The sequence below is a fragment of the Paenibacillus chibensis genome, from assembly GCF_004001045.1.
GTDB lineage: Bacteria > Bacillota > Bacilli > Paenibacillales > Paenibacillaceae > Paenibacillus_AQ > Paenibacillus_AQ chibensis.
The window spans coordinates 70,875-93,658 of record NZ_BIMK01000020.1; the positions used below are offsets into that span (position 1 = coordinate 70,875).

Sequence of the window (22,784 nt, forward strand, 5' to 3'; positions counted from 1 at the left end):
CATCATTCATTAATTCCGGGAAAGGAGTTTGATATGGCTTATCCTAAGGAACCAAAGGTGCATGAGCTGGCAGGCCAAATTATCGAATACGGGCGGCTCGCCCATGAATACGGGGGGCGGGACGTCGCCGCTGCCTGGGGCGACATTGAAGACAAAATGAAGGAAACGATCGAGAGATTAAAAGGCTTGCCGGTCGACGCCCACCTCCGGGAGCAGGAGCCGGATGATCTCCCGTCCATCCGGGCGCAGCGTACCGAAGGCCCCCGAAGACTGTGGGGATCGCTCGACCGGGCGGTCTATAAGGAGAAGCTGGAAGGCGCGATGCTCGCCCGTTTTGCCGGATGCACGCTCGGAGCGCCGGTCGAATTTTGGGGCGTGCGCGACATGGAGCAATGGGCTGCATACATCGGGGATGCGTTTCCCCCGCAGCATTATTGGTCCAAAATCAAAAATCCGAATGATCTTCGCTATGGCAAAAGCACCTTCCAAGAATATACCTTGGAGGGCTTGACTCAGGTCCCCGTGGACGACGACATTACGTATACGATCCTCGGGCTGCTTATTGCCGAAGAGCACGGTCTCCATTTCACGACGGAAGATGTGGGGGAGAGCTGGCTGAGATATCTCCCCGTCGCTTGTACGGCCGAGGAAGCCGCGTTGAACAATTTGAAGGCGGGCATCCCTGCGCTGCAAGCGGCTGACGTGAACAATCCGTTCTGCCAATGGATCGGAGCGGATATCCGGTCCGACCCGTGGGCTTATATGGCACCGGCCTATCCGGCCAAGGCAGCGGAATATGCTTATCGGGACGCTTATTTGAGCCATCGGAGGAACGGAATCTACGGCGAGATGTTTTTCAGCGCCGCACAATCGGCGGCCTTCGCCGTCGATCATCCCGAGCAGGCGCTTCGCATCGGCCTGACCGAGATTCCGAAAGGCTGCCAACTCTACAAAGACGTGGAATGGGCGCTTGAAGCCAGCAGCGGAATCCATGATTACAAGGAAGCGCGGGCGGCAGTGGATGAGCGCTTCCAAGGGATGTCGGGCGTGCATACCAATAACAACGCCTGCCTGACGGTATTCGGCCTGATGATCGGAGGGACCGACGTGTCCAAGGTCATCTCCGAGACGGTTGCAATGGGGCTGGATAACGACTGCACGGCGGCGACGGCCGGCAGCATCGCCGGCGCGATCGCAGGGAAGTCCGGCGTGCCCGAGCACTGGGTTAAGCCGTTTCATGATACGGTAACGACCTACATGATGGAGGCGGAGAAGTTTAAGATTAGCGACTTGGTCGAAAGATTCACGGTGCTTGCCGACCAAACGCATCGCGAAGCATAAAAAGGGAGCGGCGGCCTCGTCCCCTTCCCAAGATCGAACCGGCACGAATCCGGGCTACGGCCCTTATCGTTTGCAGAGGAACCAAAGAACCGGAGCTATCCCGGGTTGTCGAAGACCCGCTTGGCCCGTGCGCCGCCACAGACAGTCTAAAGGGCCGCTCCTGCTATGCGGAAGCGGCCCTGATACATTATTAATTCTGCTTCTGCACGGCGGAGATGGCAGATATCCTCCATTTCCCCTCCGATCTGTTCAGCGTAAAATCAACACTCGTCCCTTCTCCCTCGCCCATCGCAGCACGGATGACCTTCAAGTCTTCCTCATTCCTCAGCGTCTCGTAGCTGAGCCCGTTATCTCCTCCATACGCATGGATGACGTTCGGATTCAGGTCCTGCTCAATCGGGAACGTCCGCGCCTGTGGCGTCGACGCCAACTGGCCGATTTCGCTCCCGAAGTATTCCGGGCTTATCTGGTCCTCTATCCAATTGCGCACGACATCCTCGGCAGTCTCCGGATATACAAAGCTTCCCGTTTCGTTCCGGTACGCCACTTTCCAGGCCTCGGGCTTCGTGCCGTTAAACGGCTCGTATACCGTGACGACATGCTGCTGCAGATCGTCGTATCCGAAGATGGACACGCTATCGTATACTCCGTCGCCGTCCACGTCCTTCAGCAGCCTCTCGCCGCGGTTGGTGGCATCCGGATAATTATGCTTGACCAGGCCGACCCGCCCCCCGATCAGCCGATACACGCTGAAGCCCTTGGCTTCGCCTTCATTCTCCGCATAGACGACGATATAAGGCTCCTTCCCGGGCGTGAGCGGCTGAATCGCAAACTTGACGTTCATATGCTCAATCCCGGCAATCGGATCGACCAGCTCGCCTAGAATGGCGTAGACGCTACCCTTCGTCTTCACCACGTAGTTCCGTTCCTGGTACGTCACGATCTTTTCCTTGGCGCCATCCCCGTCCAGATCACCCTGGGCGCGCACATCCAGTTTAACCGTTTGAGCGCTTGCACCTGCCACATACGCAGCAAAGGAATCCCGGCCTTCATCTGAACGCTGCTCTTCTTCAGATGCCGTCCAGGCCTTCTTCCGGCCGTCGACGGCCGTTTCCATCACCAGCTGCCGCTTCCGGTCGCATACGACGTCGATCCGCGGCGAACCAGCCGAATCCGCGATGCTGAAGCTCCAATACGCATTCGCTTGCGCCAAGTCCGCCAAAAGCCGGCGCAGCTCGCCTTGGTTGTTGGAATCGCTAAGGGAAGGCGGCATGTCCACATAAAATACAGGATAGGTTTTTGATTGCTGCAAAACCACCTTGCCCAGCTTCACGCCGTGAGCGGCAAACACTTTTTTCACGGGATGATCCCACGCCCCCACATCGGAGATGACGACATCCTCTGTCTGCGCGCTCCCCTGCGACTGAGCCGGCCGCTCTTGGCCCTGGTTCGGGGACGATGCACGAACGGGCGCTGCCGCTGCGCGGTCTGCCGTTTGATTCGAGGCCGAACCGCCGGTCTGGCAGCCGGGCAGCATAAGCAACATGCAAGTGATATAAACGATCGCTTTCTTCATAAATCTCCCTTTTCGAGCAAAATGTATGCTACTTTAGGATTCGACCTCGGTGCTGCCAAAACCTTCGGCGCGCCCCCCTGCATTTGCTCAATGATAGGTTTTTATAGTATACATAGATATAGCGGATTTTTACGAGAAATGATAGAAACCCTCGCTTGCTTGGGAAACGACGTACCGGCCTGTCGCGAATAAACGCGGATGTCCAGCCTGCGGGCTGATGGATTGGCGGTTCCTCCCGAGCGAACTACCTTTTAGAAAGTGGAGGAAATTATGGCTCGTCCCAAGAAAAAAAAGAGTGTTGTTCGCAAAGTAGTACTCAGCTTCATCGGCGTGATTGGAGTCTTGATCATCGCTGCCGGGGTTTATGCCGGAGTGCTCCATCAAAAGGCCATGTCAGCCGTACATAAAATTGCCGCGGCCGAATACCAGTCTTCGCAGCATGAACCATCGGAACGCCCGGTTCCTCAAACGGAAAACGTCAGCGAGGATGACCTGAAGCCAAAGACCTTCCTCCTCACCGGCATTGACAACCGCGAGGGCAGCGGCGGCACGATGAACACCGACGTGATGATGCTCGTGACGCTGAACCCGGAGACGAAAAGCGCCAGCCTGCTCTCCATTCCGCGCGACCTGAAGATCACGCTGGAAGGGCAGTCGAGCCACAAAGCAAACTATTATTTCGCCCATAATTATATCAAAGACAAATCCACGGCCATGGAAGAAACCAAAAAGCAATTTGGCGACCTGTTCCACCTTCCGATCGATTATATGGTGATGATCAACTTCGACGGCTTCCGCCAGGCGATCGACGCCGTAGGCGGGCTCGATATCGATGTGGACATGGATATGCGTTACCAGGATACCGCTGACGGCACGGACATCAATCTCACGAAAGGTCCGCAGCATCTCGACGGGAAGCAAACGCTCGATTTCGTGAGATACCGCAAGTCCAATGACGGCAGCTCGCCTTCGTCGGATTTTGACCGCAACAAGCGCCAGCAGATCGTCTTAAACCAGATGCTGGACAAGCTCACTTCCCTGAACGGCATCAGCCAGTGGGGACACATTCTGGATATCATCGGCGATAACGTCAAAACGGATATCCCTGAAGACAGCCTGACGCGCTGGATCATGAACTTCAGAAAAATGAAGCCGGATACCACCAGCCTGCTTACGGTGGAGGGCGATTGGAAAAGTCCTTTCGTATATTGGAACGAAGAGGATCTGAAGCAAGCGATGGAAACCCTGTACTCGAACATAGGGCTGCAGTATAACGGCAAACATAACCTTGGCGAACATCTGGGTCTGTACAGCAAGCCGAGTCAAAAATAACGATACGTACCGACAAACAACCACAACCGGAAAAGGTTGTGGTTGTTTGCTCATGCTATCCGTTTGAAGGGCTATGTCCGACGTACCCGGTAACATTCATCCCTTGCAGCCGGGTCGTTTACCTTCGGCCAGCATGCCGTTGATCCGCTCAATCAGCTGAGGAAGCTCGCTCATCGTTTGAATGGTGAAATCGGCCCCGTGCTGCATGAAGGTTTGCCGCGTTTTCGAAATGGCTGCCTCTTTTTCCGACTCGGTGAGTCCTTGGTACTCCGCTTCCGTCAGGCCCATCTCGGAGCTGCCGACCGCAACGCCGACCGACCACACGCCGGCCTGAATGCCTTCCTGGATATCCGAAGCGGTGTCGCCGACCTTAACGACCTTCCAAGAGGCGGACAGCTTTAGCTCCTCCATGTTGCGGTAGATCATGTACGGGTAAGGTCTTCCGTATGAGTTTGTATCATCCGGTGTCACGACATGATCCGGACCGTAGCCTTTGTTCTTCGCACCCGAGATGACGACCTCCATCATCGAGCGGGTATATCCGGTCGTCGAGCCGATTTTCAGTCCCTGGGAGCGAAGCTCTTGTACCGTCTCGATGACGCCTGGAATCGGATCCGTATATTCGGACAAGGATGCCATCAGGGCAGGCTCGAATTCAGCGTACAGCCGCTTTACGTCCTCCTCGTCAAAGCTTCTTCCGTACTTGTCCTCCCACAGCCCAGACACTCTCGGCATGGACAGCATCGCGCGGATATGATCAATTTTCAGCATGCCCATCGGACCTCTGGCTTCCTCCATCGTTACTTCGATGCCGGCATTCTTGAAAATATCCACGAACACGTTTACGGGTGCAAAGCATCCAAAATCCACCGCGGTTCCGGCCCAATCCATAATTACGCCCTCGATTTTGCTCATCGTTTCATTCCTCCCATGTAATCCGCTATGATGCCGCAAAGCTCCTCGATATCTTCCTTGTAGATTTCCCCGATGTTGCCGATGCGGAATGTGTCCACGTCCGTCAGCTTGCCCGGATAGATGACGTAGCCTCTTTCTTTGATGTAGGCATAGAAATCGCTGAAGCTGAAGCCTTCGCTTGGAAAGAGGAAGGTCGTAATGATCGGAGACTGCTTTTCTTCCGCAATATAGGCCTCCATGCCGATGTCCGCAAGCTTTTGGCGAAGCAGACGGTTATTTTCCTGATAGCGCGCGAATCTTGCAGGGACTCCGCCTTCATCTATCAACTCATCGATCGCTTTGGCAAAAGCGGCGACGACATGGGTCGGAGAGGTAAAGCGCCATTTGCCGTCCTTGTCCATCCCTTTCCACTGATCGTACAAATCAAGCGACAGGCTGCGCGCAATGCCTTGGCAAGCCTTAAGCTTCTCTAGCTTGGCGATCACGAATCCGAAGCCGGGAACGCCCTGGATGCATTTGTTGGCGCTGCTGATGAGATAATCGATCCCGAGCCCCGCCACATCGATTTCGATGCCGCCAAAGCTGCTCATGGCGTCGATAATCAATGTTTTTCCGTATTCCCTGGACAATTCGGCAACCTTGTCGATCGGATTTAGAATCCCTGTCGTCGTCTCGCAGTGAACCATCGCGATATGCGTCAGCTCCGGATCTGCCTCCAGCAGAGCTCTGAGCTCAGCCTCCTCCGGATGGCGGTCGTAGCTTACGCGGTACTCCGTGTAGTTCAAGCCAATATACTCTGCCATCTGGACGATGCGCTCGCCGTATGCGCCGTTCGTAACAATCAGCACCTTATCGTCATCGGAGATGGCCGATGTCATGACCGATTCCACCGCGAACGTTCCGCTTCCCTGCATCAGCACGGCCGTATATTCCTGAGGATCGGCGCCAGCGAACGCCAGCAGCTGCGATCTGATTTTTTGCGTGATGGATTTATATTCATCGTCCCAGGTACAGCGGTCAAGCAGCATGACTTCCTTTACGGTGTGCGTCGTGGTCAACGGTCCTGGTGTTAACAGCTTGTAGTGGTTCATTGTGCTTCGCTCCCCGCCTGATTATTTTGCGCTATTGAAGAAGTCCTGATGTTCCTTAAGCAGCTCGACGGTCAACGGCTCGGCAAACTTCATGGATTGAGCCGGCTTGTTGACATCCTCCACGGTTTCGCCTTGATACAAAGCCACCGGATAGTTGGTGATTAGATCCTTGCGGGCATCCTTGATGATAGTCTCTGCCATTTTCATCGCCAGGTCGGTTGTGGCATTTTTCTTGTCCACCACGGCTACCGATTCCGTCAGCGAGAAATTCCCTTCGGACGGGTCCACGTAATCGATCGGCGCGCCGGAAGCCTTGGCCTTGACCGCTTGGTGGCGCAGACCGAAGCCTGCAGCGACTTCACCCGCCTCAACCTTTTTGATCGGGCCGGACCCGGAGCTTTCCAGATGCGGGCCGACGTTGGCGATCAGGTCATGCAAAACGGCTTTGCCTTCTTCCTTGCCATACTGGCTGATGATGGCCTGAACGAGCAGCCAGCCGGTGGAAGAGTCCATAATGTTCGGGATGGAGACCAGACCTTTGAACTCTGGCTTCGTCAGGTCCTTGATCGACGCCGGCATCGGCAGACCCTTTTGCTTCAGCACTTCCGTGTTTACGAAAATCGATCCGGTATTGGCCAGAATCGGCATATAGTACGCTGGATACTGATCCATCGCATTCGTTGTAAACGACAGGTCCTTGTACATGGAGTACTTGCTCTGCGAGCTTTCGATAAAATAGGAGCTCATGGTGATGAGATCCGCTTCGATCTTGCCGCCCTCGGCCATCAGCTTGCCGCCGAGCTCCGAGGTGCCAAGCGATTGAAGCACATATTGACCTTCGTAGCCGGCATTTTTAAGCGCGGTTTCCATGGAAGTGACGGCTTCCTCGTCGCCATTGGTATAAATGACCACCTTTTTCGCTTCTTCCGCTTTACTGCTGCCGCATCCGGTCATGGCAATGACCAGGCTGATGGCGAATAATGTGAGGAGCATTCCTTTAATCGTTTTGGACATGGTCGTAAATCCCTCTTTCTTGAACATATTTTTATGGGAGCGGCCGGGGTTAACGGCGGCTTGGTACATCATCTTCAGGCGAACACTGACGCTTCTTCAGCACAGCGCCGGCTTTCCTTCTCAACTACCTCGCGGCCCTTCTTTGCAGAACATCGCAGATTACCTTGATCAGCAGATTGGTGAAGAAGATCAGCAGCGACAGCACGAAGATCTCGTTAAACTTGGCGAAATGCTGCAGCTCCTTGATTTTGCTGGCCACAACGGATGTTTGGGCCGACACCAGGAAGATAATCCCGCTGATCGTCACCATCGAATTGATGAAATAGTAGCTGAACATCTCGATGACCGTGGAGGCCGAGTTCGGCAGGATCACCCGATAAACGGTCTTGAACCAGCTGTCTCCGAGCAGCTCGCCCGTCGTTTCCCAGGAGGGGTTCATCTTGGACAGGGAGTTTTTGGCCATGAGATACGGCGTCGTAAACAGATGCACGATGTTGCACAGCACGATGATCGCAAACGTGCTCTTCAGGCTGCTGCCGTTGAAGAGGAGCAGGTACGAGATCCCGAGCACCATGCCGGGCACGGTATTGGTCATCATGGAGACAATGTCCGTGGCTCCCCTCGCCCGAAGCCTCGTGCGTACATTCAGCAGCGCCGCGGCGTACGCGGTCAGCGTTCCAAACAGGGAGGTCAGCAGCGAGGTCCATAGCGAGTTTTTGTAAACCCCGGTCAGATCGCTCGACTCCAGCACGCTCTTCACATGCTTGAATGTAAAGCTGAGATCATACGGGAAGCTGTTCATGAAAGGCGCGATGAACATGACGGCAAAGATGGAGAGCATGGACAGCACAATCACGGTAGAGACAATTCCGAAGCCGGTATCACGGACGCGGTGCCTCGGCAGCTCCACGCGGGTGATTTTGTCATAATGGTAATTCAGCTTCTCCAGGTACTGCAGCAGCCAAATCCCGAACACCGCGGGAACCAGCATCAGCACGGCGATGACCGCACCCTGGTTGAAATCCGGTATGGAGCCGAGCATGACCTGATACAGCTGGGCCGCAATGACCGAATACGTTCCGCCTACCGAAGCAGGGATCCCGAAATCCGTGAAGCTCAGGATGAACGAAAGGACAAAGGCTCCGCCCAGCGCGCCCGCAAGCGGCCGCACGACGGTATTCAGAAAGCTCCGGGCCGTCCCGTCGCCCATAAGCCTCGATACGATAATGAATTTCTTATCGATATAGCCGAAGGCGTTATGAATCAGCAGAAAGGCCGGCGGCAGCGTGTAGATGACATAGCCTGTCAGCAGGCCGTTGAAGCCATATATTTCGAATAAGTTCCGTCCGATGAGCTTCGTGATCAGCCCCTGATTGCCAAACGAGTACATGATGGCGAATCCATAGGTAATCGTCGGCAGCAGCATCGGCACGATGATGACGGTTCTCAAAACGCCCTTGATGGGACGGGATATGTTGGTACAGTGAATGGAGTAGGCCAGGATAAAACCAAGCACCGTGGTCAGGACAGCCGTAACCACTGATACTTTGATGCTGTTCCAGGTCGCTCCGAGCATGTCCCGTTCCTTCCAGACGGACACGTAGTTCGCAAACGCAAAGCCCTGATCGGTTTCAAACGAACGGATGAACAAAACGATAAGCGGCAGGAAGAGAAATCCGGCAAACAGCAGCAGCAGCAGGGTGAAGACGATACGCATCTCGGGTTTAACGCTATGCATATGACTCACCGAACAGGTTATAAATGTTCTGCCGTTTGATCTGCAGCTGCTTGATGATGAACTGCTCTACGAAATCATTGGCCGGATGGTGGATGATGTCCTGAGGCGTGCCGAACTGCGAGATTTTGCCCTGGTTGATGATCAGGATTTTGTCCGACAGCGTTAAGGCTTCCTCCGGATCATGCGTCACAATGATGGTCGTCAGCTTGAATTCCCTTGCAATCGATTGGATCCGCTGTTTGATGGACTCCTTAATCACTCCGTCCAGCGCGCTGAGCGGCTCGTCGAGCAGCAGGATTTTCGGCTTCGTGACCAGCGTTCTGGCGAGTGCCACCCGCTGCTTTTGCCCGCCGGAGAGCTCGCCGATCCTCTTTTTCAAATGCGGGGTCAATTCCAGGAAATCGATATACTCCTGAACCTCCTTCTTGCTCGCCAGTCCCTTTTGATTGCGCAGGCCGTAAACGATGTTGTCATAGGCGTTCAGATTCGGAAACAAGGCGTAATCTTGAAAAACAATATTGAAACCGCGCTTTTTCATCGGGACACGGGTCAGGTCCACATCGTTAAAAACAATGCTGCCGTGATCCATGGGGGTCAGACCCAAAATCAGATTGAGCAGGGTCGTCTTCCCGCTGCCGCTTGGACCGAGGAGCGACACGATTTCGCCGGTGCCGATTTCGAGGTTGATGTCATCCAGAACTGTTTTATCGTCAAATTGTTTGCTAATATGATGCAGCTTCAGCAAACCGCTCACCTCCTTAAGCACAACCCCAGTATAAGAACCATATGTCATCCCGAATGCGTGACTGTGTAAATTTTGCGTAAATTATGCATAACTGTTTCATAACTTATGACCAACTCTATCGCTGCTTTACAGGTTCCAAATCACGATCTATGTAAAATCTATTGAACTCTTGGGGACCGGACAGTACACTGGAATTGTTTGTGCTGTAGACAAGCATTGCCATTTTACGTCATATATTAGCGGGTGAACGAAATGCTGCCACTGGAAAGGCAAAAGAAAATACTGGATCTGTTAGCCGTCAAAAAGGTGCTCAAAATGAATGAGTTGACCGATGAATTGGATATTTCCGTCGATACGCTGCGCAGGGATATCCAACTGCTCTCCAGCCAAGGGAAGATTGAAAAAATCTACGGCGGGATCAAGCTGGTCGACCGGTTCGGGGAATCCTCCATGGACGAACGGATGGTCAATCATTTGGAGGAAAAGGAACAAATCGCCCGCAAATGCAGCGAGTTCATTCAGGATGGTGACTGCATCTATATCGACAGCGGCTCGACAACCTATCAGATTGCCAAATATATCAAACAGAAAAAGAAGCTTACGGTGATTACGAACTCCATTCCGGTCATTAACGAACTCATGAACTGCGAAGTCGAGCTGATCATGATCGGGGGAAAAATCCGTCAGGACGAGCAGTCGGTCGTGGCCTTCGACTATATTTTCAATTTCCATGAGCTGAACGTGCGCAAGGCTTTTATCTGCTGCAGCGGCATCACGATCGAAAGAGGCATCTCGGACTATAATCTGGAGGAAGCCGTCACGCGCAAAAAGATGATCGAGCTCTCCAAAGAGGTGTTTGTAGCTGCAGACAGTACGAAATTCGGCAAAGACGTCACGATTTCCATCGCGCCGCTGGACCGGATCCATACCATTGTGACGGATGGGAATGTAGACCGGAGCTTCCTTCCGAAGTTCAAAAAAACGGACACGAGTCTCGTCATTGCCGGCTATGAGTTCGAATAAGCAATGAAATCAATACAGGCACGAAAAAGAAGCGGACCGCTTTCCTGAGGAAGTTCAGAAGCATGGCCCGCTTTTTATTTGGTTTGCCAAAACGATAGTTGATCGTTCGATGCATGGGTTATTGGGTTTCGGTTGCCGACGAAGATATCAATTCCCCTGGCGTTTGTACGGTTATTCCTCTACGTATACCCGCTTCACCCGACTGCCCAGACGGCTCAGAATTTCGTTGGTCACCGTGCCGCAGCGGCCGGCGATCTCACTGGCCGTGATCGTTTCCTCGCCGTCTTGTCCGATCAGCGTGACCGTGTCCCCCTGCCGGACGCCATCGATGGAGGTCACATCCAAGGTCAGCTGATCCATGCAGATGCTTCCGACGATGCTTGCACGCTGCCCCCGGATAAGCACATATCCCCCATGCTCGGACAGCGACCTCGGAATGCCGTCGGCATAGCCGATGGATACGGTTGCGATCCTTATATTTCGAGATGGGACATAATCACGCCCATATCCGACCGGATGACCGGCCTCCACCTCTTTCACCTGGGTCACGGCGGCCTTCAGCGTGAGTACGGGCCGTAAGTCGGCACGTCTTCGCACCTGATCCCCCTCCTGGCTTAAAAGCCCGTACAGCGCAATTCCCGGCCGGACCAGATCATAGCCGTCCACCGGATAGTTCAGAATGCCGTAGCTGCTCTGGATATGGATTTGCCCTGGGTCCACCCCTTCCAGATTCAGCTGTCCGATCACATGATTGAACCGGCGGAACTGCTCCCGCGTGAAATCGGTCTCCGCCTCTTCCAGACTGCCTGACATCGACAGGTGACTGAACGTACCTGTAACCTGCAAATGCGGGAAACGGTAGCAGGCCCGAATGGAGGGGAGATCCCCATACGGCTCGCCCAGCCGGTTCATGCCGGTGTCGATTTTGACGTGTACGTGAATCGGAGCGCCGTATGATTCCAGGGATTCGCCGTATTCTCTGCTTACCAGCGTCTGGGTCAGCCGGTAATGGGCAAGTATGGAGGCCAGTTCTGGGGAGGTGTATCCCAGGACGAGAATCTCGCCTTGAATGCCATGCTGTCGCAGCCTGATCCCTTCACCGATCTCCGCCACGGCAAAATGGCGAATGCCGCTGCGGTTCAGCGCCTGCGCCACCTCTACGCTGCCATGGCCATAGGCATCGGCCTTTATAACTGCCATGATGCGCGTCCCCGCGGGCAATAACCGCTGCAATTCAGCTGCATTATGCCGCAAATGCCCCAGATTGATCTCCGCCCAAGCCCGGTGACGACAGCTCACCACCTCCGGTCGGCGGCCGGAGGGATGTATGGGAGCGTAAGGTGTCTTGGGATGGACTGAAGGAACCGGTACAAGGACAGGCATTGGCAGCGAATGATACCGGGATAGCCGCAGCGCGCCTTTATAGCGATGCCGGATGTTGGCTCCTGCCGGTTCAGAACCCGGTAATCGTCGTTGTTCCATGCCGGTTGCCGTCAGCAGCATCACAGCAGGAAAAAGAACCAGCGGCACGCAAGCGAGCACTGTCAAGAGGATCAGGTTCATGATCCACCCTCCTCCCCTCCCAAACGGTGAAAGATCGTCAAGATGCATCCGTTCACGTTATTTCCCGAAACCTCCACCCGGGCACCTTTGCCCATGTTGATCGGGATCTCTTTCACTTCTCCCGACTCCGCAAAAAACATCTCGATCAGATGCCCCTTCATTTTTTTGAACAAATGGGGTCCGTTCCAGGTAAACTGCTGCATGTACAGCGTATACTCCTCCAGGCACATACCGTACTGCGCCATGAGGGTCGCATGGGGAATGCCAACATAACGAAAATGCCACGGCTCGCAAGCAATATGGGTAAGATGCTCCTTTCCCTGCCTGTAGCGCTGCACAAAGCCGTAGTCCGCTGCCAGCCGCCGGAAATCCGCAAATACGCCGTGATCCGGAAAGGATGGGCAGAGATAGTCGACGCCTGCGTTCAGCTCGCCGACATCGACCGCAAGCCCCGTCTGGTGCTCGCTCTCATTGGGCCGTGCCACATAACTGGCGGTAAATATCGGCCCGTTGTCTGCGTAGGACTTCTCGTAAATCCGCTGCTGCTCCATGCGGGTGCGGTAGCCGCTGACGATGCCGATCTGCGCTTCAGCCCGGCAGGCTTCAAGCAAAGCCTCCAGCTGCCGCAGGCATGTCCGCTCCAGGCGCATATGCTTCTCCTCCGTGCTTGCAGGCGCAATCTGCTGAACAGGCGCTAAATATTTGCTATGAATGGCAGACTGCAACGGATGCTCGGAATTCACCAGAATCAGAGGACCCGTATGGATCATGTTCGGATTCATGCGAATCACGCTTTCGCCTGTGCGAATCATAGAGCCGCCCCCTTTTGAAGCGCAAGCCGGATCAGCCGGTCCATCAGCTCCGGGTACGAAATATGGCTGGCGCGCATCATATTCGGGTACCGGCTTGCCGCCGTAAACCCCGGCATGGTGTTCACCTCGTTAAACACGATGCGCCCGTCCTCGCTGATGAACAGATCGACTCTTGCCAGCCCGCTGCAGCCGAGGACGCGGTAAATTATTTTTGCTTTTTCCATTACGCTGTCCGCGGTTTCTGTTGGTATTCTCGCGGGCAGATGGATTTTCGAAGAGATCAGGGAATATTTCTCGTCATAATCGAAGAATTCGCCCTGCAGCTCGATTTCATCGATCTCGGCAATCATCGGTTCCGCATCGCCAAGCACGGCGCAGCCGACTTCAAAGCCGGCAATATTTTGTTCGACAATGACTTTGGTATCATGCATAAAAGCAAAGCGGATGCCTTCCATCAGCTCCAGCTTGTCGTAAGCCTTGGTGATGCCGTAGGAGGAACCGGAGCGGGCCGGCTTGATGTACAGCGGGAATCCTAGCGGCTCCGCCTCTTTTACAGCGGTATATAGATCATCTCCCGCATAGACAGTGATGGAGGCGGCCGTATCGATTCCGGCGGCCTTCACGAGCTGGCCTGCGATTCCCTTGTCCATGCAAATCGCAGAAGACAATGTATCGCAGCCGACGTAAGGAATTCCAGCCAGCTCCAGCAGTCCCTGCACCGTGCCGTCCTCGCCGTTCTTGCCGTGCAGCACCGGAAACACCACATCAACGGGCGTCACGCGGAATTCCGTTCCCGCCAGCTCCACGATTCCCGCAACTTCCCGGCTTGGCGACAAAAACGCCGGAATGCAGCTGGGATGTTCCTGCCAGCGGTCCTCGCGAATCCCATCGGCGTTTCCGCCGTACCTCAGCCACGTCCCCTCTCTCGTGATGCCGATCTGAACCAGCTCATATTGGGACTCGTCCAAATAATCGATGACCGAAGCCGCCGATTTCAGTGAAACGCCATATTCCGTCGAGCAGCCGCCGAACAGTACCGCGACCGTTTTTTTATGTTTATTTTGCATAATAATCTCCCCAGTTCATACGGGCCGGACCCCCGAATCACGCAGTCCAGCGCCAAGATGATTCCATTATAGGAAAGGGAAATAAAGTAAATAGAAACGAAAAATAAAAGTTGGTAAAGGAATGTTAAAGAAAAGATAAAGTTGGGGAAAATCAGGGGGGTGGCATGAAAGAGTCATACGGCCTAGTCTATCTAAACGTTGCTTGGACATATTTAATAATTTATAATACTCAAAGTATAATAAATGTAAAATTATTACTGTTTATCCGTTTCGCTTTCTATAAACCAATCCGGACCAATGACGGTTCTTACCTGATGAGTATGATAACTGTAGACGACGGTAATCTTCTCTTTCTCATGACCTGTTACGTAGCCATTGAGATAGATGGTAGATTGTACAGAAGGGTCCACAATCTCGTAATCCGTACAAATAAATTCCGTATCATAGTGATCCTGAATAAATTGTTTGCCCGCTGTCTTGGCTTCTTCAACCAGCTGAACGGGCTGCCTTCCGTGACCTATAATGCCCCCGGCATCGTTCACCTTCTGCCGGATGACCTGCAGAAGAAAGCCAAGCGTGGAGATTTCAGCAAAACCAACATCGCTTACGTGAATCCCAAAGACACGATCGGCTCCGGAGCCAGCAGTGCTTCAAGGCATGTGGGAGAGACATATTATATTAACGCCAATTTTAAACAGGCCAACCAAACCGAATGGAAAATCAACCTGCCTGTAGCGGTACCGGTGAAAAGGGATAACGCCTTTTCCCAGTTCCTGCTCGGTCCCAAATGGACCCCCATTCAGTTCGTCCCGCTCACGCTTCCTCTCGGGCAGCAGGGAATCTTAGCAAAATTTTATAACTCGATTGCCGGCGAAGGCAACCATTCGCTCGACTATTTCAATTTTGATGAACAGACGGGCAATATCAGCAACAAGCTGTTTACGATGGATGGAGATGAGGTCAGCGGCCTGCCGCGCGTAACGTATTATGAAGACAGGATGAGAGCACGAGCGGAGCTTGGAGATGCCTGGAAAGAGCTGATAGCGGAATATGGTCCCCGAATGGGCTTGCTCGGACAGGTATTTGCAGCCGGTTTCGGCAATATCTATGTCGGAGATGCATCAGGGCGCAAGATTCAGCTAACACCGGAGGAACTTCTGCAAGCAGCAAGACAGATGCGGTCTAATCTGCAGGAATTTTCGCATGACGCCCAAGCACTGATCCAGCTGTTCCAGACGAGCACAAGCACGAGCGAAAGCCGCTCACTGCGGCCGATCGTGGAGAGCGCCTCTGCCAAGCTATCGAGCATGAACCGCTGGTATGAGGAATCCATCACCGGGATAGCCGATTACATCGACCGCAAAGCACAGGATTTTATGATCGCAGATCAATCCTAATGAGGAGAGTCATCCATAGCAATGACGCCTCGTGCAAACAGGGGGTGAGCAAATGAGCAGGATTTCCTTAGAGCTGGAAGATCTCAAGCGAGCAGTACAGCAGTGCCATCAGCTGCGCCAAAGGCTGCAAGCCCAGGAACAGCAGGTGAAGTCCATCTATAACCGCTTGCAGGACTGGAAAGGATTGTCGGCAGATGAACTGTCACGCCAAATGGAAGCCTTTCTGAAAGGCTCAGCCGTTCATATGCAGGAAATTCAAGCCCATCAAGAGCAGCTGGAACGGTATATCCGCAATATGGAGGAATTGGATCGACAAAGTCTGCGGTGAAGAAGCTTGAGTCGATGACCGTACTGACCGCTGCTTTCGAATCATAAAAAATACCGTCAGATTTGACGGTATTTTTCATTTCATCCCATGGGGCATGACCGAACTATCCGTTAACCGCCAAGGTCACCTGCTCGCGCATCCCCGCCGGAATCCGCACCTCGACCTCCACGCTGCTTGGCGCAGCCACGCGTACGTTCATCGTATCGCCGTCCACGCTCCAGCTCACGTCGATCCGTCCGCCCTGCGGCAGCGGCACGCTGCCCCGGGCCCAGGCGAGATCGCAAGGATGAGGCTCAATGAGAACGCGAGTCCAGCCAGGATTCGCACGCTTCACGCCAAGGATGCCTTGGCCCAGGAAGTAACCCGGTGCGGCCGACCAGGCGTGACAGTGGCTGCGCGTCAGTTGGTCGGGATTCGCCCGGTTCTCCGAGAAATTCGGATACATCTCCCAGCACGTGGTGGCATCGTACCGTACCATCTGTCCGTAATTGAAGCGGATGTCGTTCAGCATTTGCTCATACCGTCCCGCATCCACCAAAGCCTCATAATAGAAGAAAGACATAAACGGACTGCCAATCTGGACAAAAGCCGCAGGAGGGCTCAGCAAATACGAGCCGATGGTTTCTCTCCGGTCGCCGCATGCCACGCCTGTAAGGTAGGCTAGTACCTGAGTCTGCATGCTGAAAATATCCGAACGTCTTCCATCTGCATGAATGCAGTCGAGATACGCCAGCTTCCCTTCTTCCCATAAATGGGCATTGATTGCCGCGGCCAGTCCTCTGCCAGCACGAAGCAGCCGTTCGATATCCTGATCGTCCCCGCCGGCGATCCGCGCCAGCTCCGCCGCCTTGTTCAGCGCGTGCACGAGCATCAGATTCTGATGCGTGACGATGCCTTCATTCGGTTGATCAATCGGCGCCCAGTCGAGCAAGTTCCAGCCCCGCATATCCAGGAGTCCGTCCGCATTCAGCTTCTGCAAGTAATGTTCCAGCGTATACCGCACCTCCGGCCATATTTTCGCGGCAAAATCCGTATCATTCGTATGCTCGACATACTCCAGACAGGCAATCGACCAGAAGAAGGTCCAGTTCGGAATCACGCTGCTCCAGCCGCTTGGCACCTGATCGATATACAGCGGCGACATGTCCTTCGAGCCGGGAACGAGATTCAGGCATCGCTTCACGATATCCAGCGACCCAAAAACATAATAGTTGACCAGAGCCTCATTCCGGCTGTCCCCGACCCAAAAGACCTGCTCATACGATGGGCAATCCACGAACGTATCCTCCATGCACAGCCTCGTCGTATGCCGGCTGATATTCCATATTTCGTTCAGCAGCGGGTCGGAGCATTGGAAGGCGCCCGCATTCGTCACCGGATATGTGCTTTGATTGACATACACCTCATGCAGCTTGACGGGAGCCGAAGCTTTTCGAACCGTCAGCACCATGTACCGGAATCCCCGGCGAACCGGCGACAAATACCGCTGCCGCCCCTGCCGGCACACGTAGCGGATTGTATTGTCCAAGCCGTACGTGTGCTGACGGTAATCGTCCCGCATATACTCCAAGCCGTACACATCCACAACCGTGCCAGCTTCCGCTTCCGCCTCAAAGCCGATGAATCCCGAGGTTTCCCGGCCCACGTCGATTACGATTTCGCAATCACCGGCCCCTTGGCCAAACAGCGGCAGCACGGCCGGCTCCGGTGTCGGCGTAATTGCCCGCTCTAGCTGCGAAGGTATGGTATGCGGCTCTGCCTCGACCGTCCATACGCTCGTACCGAATACATCCTCTTCGCTGTACAGCGCCTGCGGAAAAGGCTGAACCCAGCTCGCCAGCTCCTGAAGCTCTGTCATATACGCCGCACCGGCAGCCTTCAAATATGCCGGATGATCCAGCCTAAACGGCTTCGAATCCTGATGATCGATATGGACCGTCGTATCGAAAGGGCCGATCAGCACAAGCGGCGGTCCTCCAGCCGGCTGCATCCCGTTTCCTCCCGGCGTTCTCCATTCCAGCGGTACCTCGGCATGCGCCGCCAGGTGGAAGGCGCCCCCGTGATCCCAGGACGTCACATCGATCAGCACAAAATGCGCTCCAGCCGCAAGCTCCAGCGTGCAGTACCGTTCCGGCAAGTCTCCGGTCCAGTCCGCGCAAAGCCTGCCGTCCACCCACATGTTGTCGGTCCGCCGGCCAGCAGGGAAACCGAAGGTCACATTGCCGGCTTCATTCAGCACCAGTTCTCCCGCCAAATAACCGACAAAGCTCACCGGATTGGCATGGTGGATGCTGTCCGGCATCATGGCCGCCCGTAGATCCAGCACAGCAGACCATGCTGGTGCCTGAACCCGGCGCAGGGACACGATGCGGGATGGATAGATTTTTTCTTCCGTCAAAAAGGGGATGTCTCTTGGGACTAGCCGCTTCCAGGGCTCTACTCCCGGCGGTCCGATCACTTTGGCCGGCTCCCAGATTGAGCCTGGTCTGTCTTCGCGGTAGTCGGCCGCGATCCAGCGCTCATCCCACAGTCGCGCATCGTACAGATCGGCAAAGCCCTGCTGGCAGGACATGCGTGGTGAGGCGGGATTCTGCGCCTGCAGTCTTGAGGTAGTCCATGTATCATCGCTGCCCACCCGCAGGATTGGCTTCGATTCAGCAGCCGTTGCGTCCCCCGACGTCACTTCGCATTCCAGCTCGGCAAGCAATCCGCCGCGTCCGAGGATATAGTAGAAATTCGTCACGCCAAAATGCAGCACATGGACGGCAATGACGTTGCGCTCCCCCGCATGCAGCAGATGCCTGACTTCATAAGAATCGTAAAACTGCTCTTCTCTCCAGGATCGCACCGGCCCGCGTCCCACCTGCTCCCCATTCACATACAGAACGTAACGGGAATCCGCGGCAATATGCAGCCAAGCCGCTCCTACCGTTTCTTCTTCCGGCAGCTCGAACGTTTTGCGAAAGCACCGCCACTCATTGCGCGGGCTCTCCTCTTCTCCGCCCCAAATCCACTTCGCGCTCCATGACCTTGAATCCATCGGCTCCAGCTCCCTCATTAAGCTTGATCGTCATCCGTATTCATGATCGTTCTGCTCTAACGTTTCACCAGTCATAGATGTCATTCCTGCTGACCAAGCCCAATTTTTCAATTCGAAATTACCTTGCTTCTATAGGTGTGTTATTCGATTTTTGCAGGAAAAATGCTATATTTTTCGGTTCCCGGAATACGACGGTTTCCGCCAAATTCGAAATGGGAAAAAGGGGCTAGGTTTTATGTTTATTTATAGTCCTTATGTAGTAATTTTCTTCTTGACTATTAAATCTAGCAGACTTAATATATTGGTAGATAATAGATTTAATTGCCAGACCCTAAAAAATGATAAAGGCAAACCCATTGAAAAGTGGGGACGCAAAACTACAGGGGCTAACGCGAATTTTCGCCATGCCAGCCAGTTACCGACATAAGACGCAGCGTTTACGTTGTTATTCAACCCTTCTTATTTCGGTGAGAAGGGTTTTTCGCGCTTTCGATCATTTTTTCGACAATTACATACGTCAACTCCGTATTGACAAAGGCAAACCCATTGAAAAATGGGGGCGCAAAGCTATAGGAGCTAACGCGATGAAGCATCGCCATGCTAGCCAGTTACCGATATTTGAAGTCCTACGTTCCTTGAGGGAACGAGGGCTCTTGGAGGATGTTCGAGATGAAATGGACCAAACGCATTTTAGCTGTCATCATTATTTTTACATTGATCGGCGCATTTCCTAAACAAGCTGCCCATGCGCAGGATGCCTTGATGGATCAACTGGTTGTCCTGCCGACAGGCGATTACAACGTCAAAGAAGCCAATGCCATGATCGGGCGTCTGGAGAGAATACCGGCTCCCATTTTGAAGTCGCTGAAAGACAAAGGAGTCAAGATCATTTTCACCAACGACATTATTACCAATGAACCGGAACTGAAATACCTGAAAGGCGTAACGCCTAGAGGCTGGGAAGGAACCGGCCTGACTTGGGATGATGTGCCGGGTGTCAGCGAAAAGGACGTTGTCGTTCGGATCGGATACAGCAAAAAAGGCAAAGGCCATAATTCGTATAATCTTGAGATTCATGAAACGATGCACGCCATCGATCGCTTTGTTTTTAACACCGCCAGCGACACGCAGGAGTTCAAAAATATTTTCAATAAAGAAGCCGCTGTGAATTATGGAAATGACGGCTACATGTCGGTCTATCCGGTAGAGTATTTTGCAGAAGCCGCCAGCATGTACGTATACAACGAAACAACCCGTGACGAACTGAAAGCCAGCACGCCATTAACTTATGCTTATATGGACAAGCTGTTCAATAAATAAGAAAAACGTCTATCGACGTACCTTCAAGGGAGACAGACCGCATTTAGCTGAAGTTTTTCTTGCGATTATAGAATGGTTCAGCTTCGCTGAAATTTATAAATTCTATAATCTTAAAGCAAAAGGCTCCTCTTTGTAGAGGAGCCTTTTGGGATTCATACGGATATTCAGGGTCTGATGCTGAATAATTATGGATATACGCGATCTGGTTTTACTTGTTCCCAAGTTTCCGAGTTGTCTGTGTTTCTGCTGTAATCATGGTTATTGGTTGCTTCAAGCACGTCCGTGTAATACCACTTGTTCGGTGTGTTGTCCGGCCATTTCTTGGCATCCTCATGAATTCCGTCCGCTTTGACCTTACGGTTCAAGACGCTGTTGATGAAGGCCATGGCTTCCGCGCGAGTGATGTATTGATCCGGCTTGAATTTGCCGTCCAGATAACCTTTGATCCAGCCTTTGTTCGCTGCCGACACGATGTACTTCTCGGCCCAATGGCCTTTGATATCGGAGAACATCGAATTTTCCTGCTCATCCAGATTATCGAATCGGGATGCGATGGCCGCGAACTCAGCGCGGGTAATTTGACGCTCCGGCTTGAACGTTCCGTCCGGATAGCCGGTGATGATGCCCGCATTTTCCATCGTGGCAATGTTTTTGCTCGACCAACGCGTGCCCGCGACATCTTTATACGTGCTCGCGTTCTTGAGGTAATCGCTGCGCGTCGCATCGTCCATCAGGCGGTAGAAAATAGCGGCGACTTCTTCGCGGCTGATGTTGTTCTCCGGTTTGATCATGCCGTCCGGATAGCCGTTGATGTAGTTGTAATGGTTATCGGTTTCCAGCTTCGGCGGCGCTGGCGGCAATGGCGTCACAACCGGAGGTGCCGGCGGCAGCGGCGTTACGCTGGAGGATCCCGATGGATTGCTTGGCGTGCTTGGGTTAGGATCGACCGGCGTCACTGGCGGTGTATTTTTCTTATAGTAGAAAATGTACTCCTGCCCGTCTTGATCCTCAACCTTGTAAACCTCAGAAGATTTAACAGGTGTGTATCCTGCAACCGATACAGCGGTCAGCGTGATACTGCTTCCGACCTTGCCTGTTTCTACTGTCGAAGGAGCTACTTCGGTGTTTGAGTCCTGATCGACATACTTGACCGCCACGGACTTCGTTATCTCTACCGGAGCGCCTTCTTTGACAAAGTAAATCTCGATTTCCTGATTCTCTTCCGAGGTAAACATGTACTCGGTCACAGGGTTCACTGGTGTGTACACAACATCGCCAACTTTAATGCTGCCAGGCGCGATTGTGATGGACTCTTCAACTCTTCCTTTGCGCACATGCTCTTTGAATGTTTGCCCGGATTCCTGATCCACGTATTTCACGAGGACCTGCTGAATGTTCTCCACATCACCCTCCAGGTAATAGAAGGTATAGCTTTGCTCAGCGTCTCCGGTAACGATGTAATCGTGCTGGAAGTTGATTGGCGTGTACACCGATTCATCGATCGTAATCTTGTCTGCCGTGAGCAGGAGCGTATCGCCTACATTGCCTTGAATGATTGTATCCTCAGCCAGTGCATTTCCGGTGCCCTGATCCACGTAATGGATTGTAACGGTACGCTGTTCTGCATCCGGATTCTCGACTTTGGTATAGAGGAATACATACTCTTGGGTCTCCTGCTCGGATACCGTGTACTGAACACTGTATGCTTTCGTCGTATAACCATCGAAATGCGGTGCTTCAAGCGTTATCGTTTCACCCACGACACCCTCTTGGGTTGTCGGGTTTTGCAGCACTACCTCATCGCTAGTTAGATATTTCACGGTTACTGTACGCTTTTGCTGCGGCTGTTCGTTAGCCGTGTAATAGAACGTGTACGATTGGATGGCATTCTTATTCACGACATACACATCGGTTTGTTTATGCGGTGTATAGCCGCTCACTTCAGCCGCGGTGACAGTCAGCTCTTGGCCTGCGATTCCCTCAAGGTTGATCGCCGTTGCCAGTTCTTTGTTTTCCTCGTCTACGAATTGGACGAGTACCGTATAGAGCTTGTTGTAATGGAACTCATAGACTTGATCATCTTTCGTGGTAACGACATACTGATCCGTCTCCTTAACCGGTCTGTAACCAGCTACTTCTTTGGCGGTTACGGTCAGCTCATCCCCGGCTTTGCCGCTCAGATTGTGTGCAGGAATCAAGTCATTACCATCTTCATCGACAAATCGTACCTTGACTGTATAGTCTTGCTTTTTATACGTAAAAGTGTACGAATGCTCTTCGTTCGCTTTGAACGTATAGCTGTCCTCCGCTTTCACCGGCGTATAGCCTGGAACCTCAGCGGCCTTCAGCGTAATCGTTGCATCCGTTACGCCGCTTTGAGTCGTTGAAGGAGCTACCGTATCGTTCGTTTCTTCCTCCACGTAGTTGACCGTTACGGTCTGTGTGTTTGCAGTGTAATACACAACGTGCACTTGGCCGGCTT

The 22,784-nt window shown here is 53.3% G+C and carries 17 protein-coding genes and 2 riboswitches; of the genes, 6 read left to right on the forward strand and 11 right to left on the reverse strand.

Annotated elements, in window-relative coordinates; all coding sequences use genetic code 11:
- Positions 1–33: 33 nt before the first annotated feature.
- Complete coding sequence (locus PCH05_RS16680; protein WP_127603913.1) at positions 34–1,341, forward strand: ADP-ribosylglycohydrolase family protein; 1,308 nt, start codon at positions 34–36, stop codon at positions 1,339–1,341.
- Positions 1,342–1,531: 190 nt separating this feature from the next.
- On the opposite strand, the gene PCH05_RS16685 is transcribed toward PCH05_RS16680, so the two are convergent.
- A complete protein-coding gene (locus PCH05_RS16685; protein ID WP_127603915.1) occupies positions 1,532–2,887 on the reverse strand; it encodes a hypothetical protein in 1,356 nt (451 codons plus the stop codon).
- 300 nt (positions 2,888–3,187) lie between these two features.
- Between PCH05_RS16685 and PCH05_RS16690 the strand changes: the two genes are divergently transcribed.
- Positions 3,188–4,249, forward strand: coding sequence for an LCP family protein (locus tag PCH05_RS16690; protein WP_127603917.1), 1,062 nt, complete (start codon positions 3,188–3,190; stop codon positions 4,247–4,249).
- Positions 4,250–4,345: 96 nt separating this feature from the next.
- Here PCH05_RS16690 and phnX read toward each other — a convergent pair whose 3' ends face one another.
- The 5 genes from phnX to PCH05_RS16715 form a co-directional block, all read right to left on the reverse strand.
- Complete coding sequence (phnX, locus tag PCH05_RS16695) at positions 4,346–5,164, reverse strand: phosphonoacetaldehyde hydrolase (RefSeq protein WP_127603919.1); 819 nt, start codon at positions 5,162–5,164, stop codon at positions 4,346–4,348.
- Positions 5,161–6,255 carry a 2-aminoethylphosphonate--pyruvate transaminase gene (gene phnW, locus PCH05_RS16700; RefSeq protein WP_127603921.1) on the reverse strand — a complete coding sequence of 365 codons (1,095 nt, stop codon included), beginning with the start codon at positions 6,253–6,255 and terminating at the stop codon, positions 5,161–5,163. The genes phnX and phnW overlap by 4 nt, the downstream gene beginning before the upstream one ends.
- A gap of 21 nt (positions 6,256–6,276) precedes the next feature.
- Positions 6,277–7,269 (reverse strand): extracellular solute-binding protein, encoded by a 993-nt coding sequence (locus tag PCH05_RS16705; protein ID WP_127603966.1) that lies wholly within the window; start codon positions 7,267–7,269, stop codon positions 6,277–6,279.
- Between the two features lie 124 nt (positions 7,270–7,393).
- Positions 7,394–9,007, reverse strand: a complete 1,614-nt coding sequence (locus PCH05_RS16710; RefSeq protein WP_127603923.1) for an ABC transporter permease subunit — start codon at positions 9,005–9,007, stop codon at positions 7,394–7,396.
- Positions 9,000–9,752, reverse strand: a complete 753-nt coding sequence (locus PCH05_RS16715) for an ABC transporter ATP-binding protein (protein ID WP_127603926.1) — start codon at positions 9,750–9,752, stop codon at positions 9,000–9,002. The genes PCH05_RS16710 and PCH05_RS16715 overlap by 8 nt, the downstream gene beginning before the upstream one ends.
- A 252-nt stretch (positions 9,753–10,004) precedes the next feature.
- Between PCH05_RS16715 and PCH05_RS16720 the strand changes: the two genes are divergently transcribed.
- Positions 10,005–10,775: a DeoR/GlpR family DNA-binding transcription regulator gene (locus tag PCH05_RS16720; RefSeq protein ID WP_127603928.1), complete on the forward strand. Its 771-nt coding sequence runs from the start codon at positions 10,005–10,007 to the stop codon at positions 10,773–10,775.
- Between the two features lie 171 nt (positions 10,776–10,946).
- On the opposite strand, the gene vanT is transcribed toward PCH05_RS16720, so the two are convergent.
- From vanT to vanG, 3 genes are read right to left on the reverse strand one after another with little or no spacing between them, the layout of a single operon-like run.
- Positions 10,947–12,338 (reverse strand): serine racemase VanT catalytic subunit, encoded by a 1,392-nt coding sequence (vanT, locus tag PCH05_RS16725; RefSeq protein WP_246049670.1) that lies wholly within the window; start codon positions 12,336–12,338, stop codon positions 10,947–10,949.
- On the reverse strand, positions 12,335–13,150 hold the full coding sequence (locus tag PCH05_RS16730; RefSeq protein WP_127603932.1) for a D-alanyl-D-alanine carboxypeptidase family protein: 816 nt from the start codon (positions 13,148–13,150) through the stop codon (positions 12,335–12,337). Before PCH05_RS16730 ends, vanT begins: the two co-directional genes overlap by 4 nt.
- Complete coding sequence (gene vanG / locus PCH05_RS16735) at positions 13,147–14,217, reverse strand: D-alanine--D-serine ligase VanG (RefSeq protein ID WP_127603934.1); 1,071 nt, start codon at positions 14,215–14,217, stop codon at positions 13,147–13,149. The genes PCH05_RS16730 and vanG overlap by 4 nt, the downstream gene beginning before the upstream one ends.
- A 446-nt stretch (positions 14,218–14,663) precedes the next feature.
- Here vanG and PCH05_RS16745 point away from each other — a divergent pair, with 446 nt between their 5' ends.
- The gene (locus PCH05_RS16745; RefSeq protein ID WP_164766682.1) at positions 14,664–15,614 is read left to right on the forward strand and encodes a hypothetical protein; all 951 of its coding nucleotides are present in this window, start codon (positions 14,664–14,666) and stop codon (positions 15,612–15,614) included.
- A gap of 52 nt (positions 15,615–15,666) precedes the next feature.
- The gene (locus tag PCH05_RS16750) at positions 15,667–15,942 is read left to right on the forward strand and encodes a hypothetical protein (protein WP_127603938.1); all 276 of its coding nucleotides are present in this window, start codon (positions 15,667–15,669) and stop codon (positions 15,940–15,942) included.
- A gap of 103 nt (positions 15,943–16,045) precedes the next feature.
- Here PCH05_RS16750 and PCH05_RS16755 read toward each other — a convergent pair whose 3' ends face one another.
- A complete protein-coding gene (locus PCH05_RS16755; protein ID WP_127603940.1) occupies positions 16,046–18,982 on the reverse strand; it encodes a family 78 glycoside hydrolase catalytic domain in 2,937 nt (978 codons plus the stop codon).
- A gap of 336 nt (positions 18,983–19,318) precedes the next feature.
- Positions 19,319–19,405: riboswitch (cyclic di-GMP riboswitch) on the forward strand.
- 103 nt (positions 19,406–19,508) lie between these two features.
- A riboswitch (cyclic di-GMP riboswitch) is annotated at positions 19,509–19,598 on the forward strand.
- Between the two features lie 53 nt (positions 19,599–19,651).
- Here PCH05_RS16755 and PCH05_RS16760 point away from each other — a divergent pair.
- Positions 19,652–20,302: an anthrax toxin lethal factor-related metalloendopeptidase gene (locus PCH05_RS16760; protein ID WP_127603942.1), complete on the forward strand. Its 651-nt coding sequence runs from the start codon at positions 19,652–19,654 to the stop codon at positions 20,300–20,302.
- A 185-nt stretch (positions 20,303–20,487) separates the two neighbouring features.
- On the opposite strand, the gene PCH05_RS16765 is transcribed toward PCH05_RS16760, so the two are convergent.
- On the reverse strand, positions 20,488–22,784 hold a 2,297-nt coding region (locus tag PCH05_RS16765), incomplete at its 5' end, for an S-layer homology domain-containing protein (protein WP_218030533.1).

Excerpts from the sequence above, each read along its gene's own strand:
- PCH05_RS16680 (WP_127603913.1), top strand. The coding sequence starts at position 34 with ATGGCTTATCCTAAGGAACCAAAGGTGCATGAGCTGGCAGGCCAAATT.
- PCH05_RS16685 (WP_127603915.1), bottom strand. The coding sequence starts at position 2,887 with ATGTTGCTTATGCTGCCCGGCTGCCAGACCGGCGGTTCGGCCTCGAAT.
- PCH05_RS16690 (WP_127603917.1), top strand. The coding sequence starts at position 3,188 with ATGGCTCGTCCCAAGAAAAAAAAGAGTGTTGTTCGCAAAGTAGTACTC.
- phnX (WP_127603919.1), bottom strand. The coding sequence starts at position 5,164 with ATGAGCAAAATCGAGGGCGTAATTATGGATTGGGCCGGAACCGCGGTG.
- phnW (WP_127603921.1), bottom strand. The coding sequence starts at position 6,255 with ATGAACCACTACAAGCTGTTAACACCAGGACCGTTGACCACGACGCAC.
- PCH05_RS16705 (WP_127603966.1), bottom strand. The coding sequence starts at position 7,269 with ATGTCCAAAACGATTAAAGGAATGCTCCTCACATTATTCGCCATCAGC.
- PCH05_RS16710 (WP_127603923.1), bottom strand. The coding sequence starts at position 9,007 with ATGCATAGCGTTAAACCCGAGATGCGTATCGTCTTCACCCTGCTGCTG.
- PCH05_RS16720 (WP_127603928.1), top strand. The coding sequence starts at position 10,005 with ATGCTGCCACTGGAAAGGCAAAAGAAAATACTGGATCTGTTAGCCGTC.
- vanT (WP_246049670.1), bottom strand. The coding sequence starts at position 12,338 with ATGAACCTGATCCTCTTGACAGTGCTCGCTTGCGTGCCGCTGGTTCTT.
- PCH05_RS16730 (WP_127603932.1), bottom strand. The coding sequence starts at position 13,150 with ATGATTCGCACAGGCGAAAGCGTGATTCGCATGAATCCGAACATGATC.
- vanG (WP_127603934.1), bottom strand. The coding sequence starts at position 14,217 with ATGCAAAATAAACATAAAAAAACGGTCGCGGTACTGTTCGGCGGCTGC.
- PCH05_RS16750 (WP_127603938.1), top strand. The coding sequence starts at position 15,667 with ATGAGCAGGATTTCCTTAGAGCTGGAAGATCTCAAGCGAGCAGTACAG.
- PCH05_RS16755 (WP_127603940.1), bottom strand. The coding sequence starts at position 18,982 with ATGGATTCAAGGTCATGGAGCGCGAAGTGGATTTGGGGCGGAGAAGAG.
- PCH05_RS16760 (WP_127603942.1), top strand. The coding sequence starts at position 19,652 with ATGAAATGGACCAAACGCATTTTAGCTGTCATCATTATTTTTACATTG.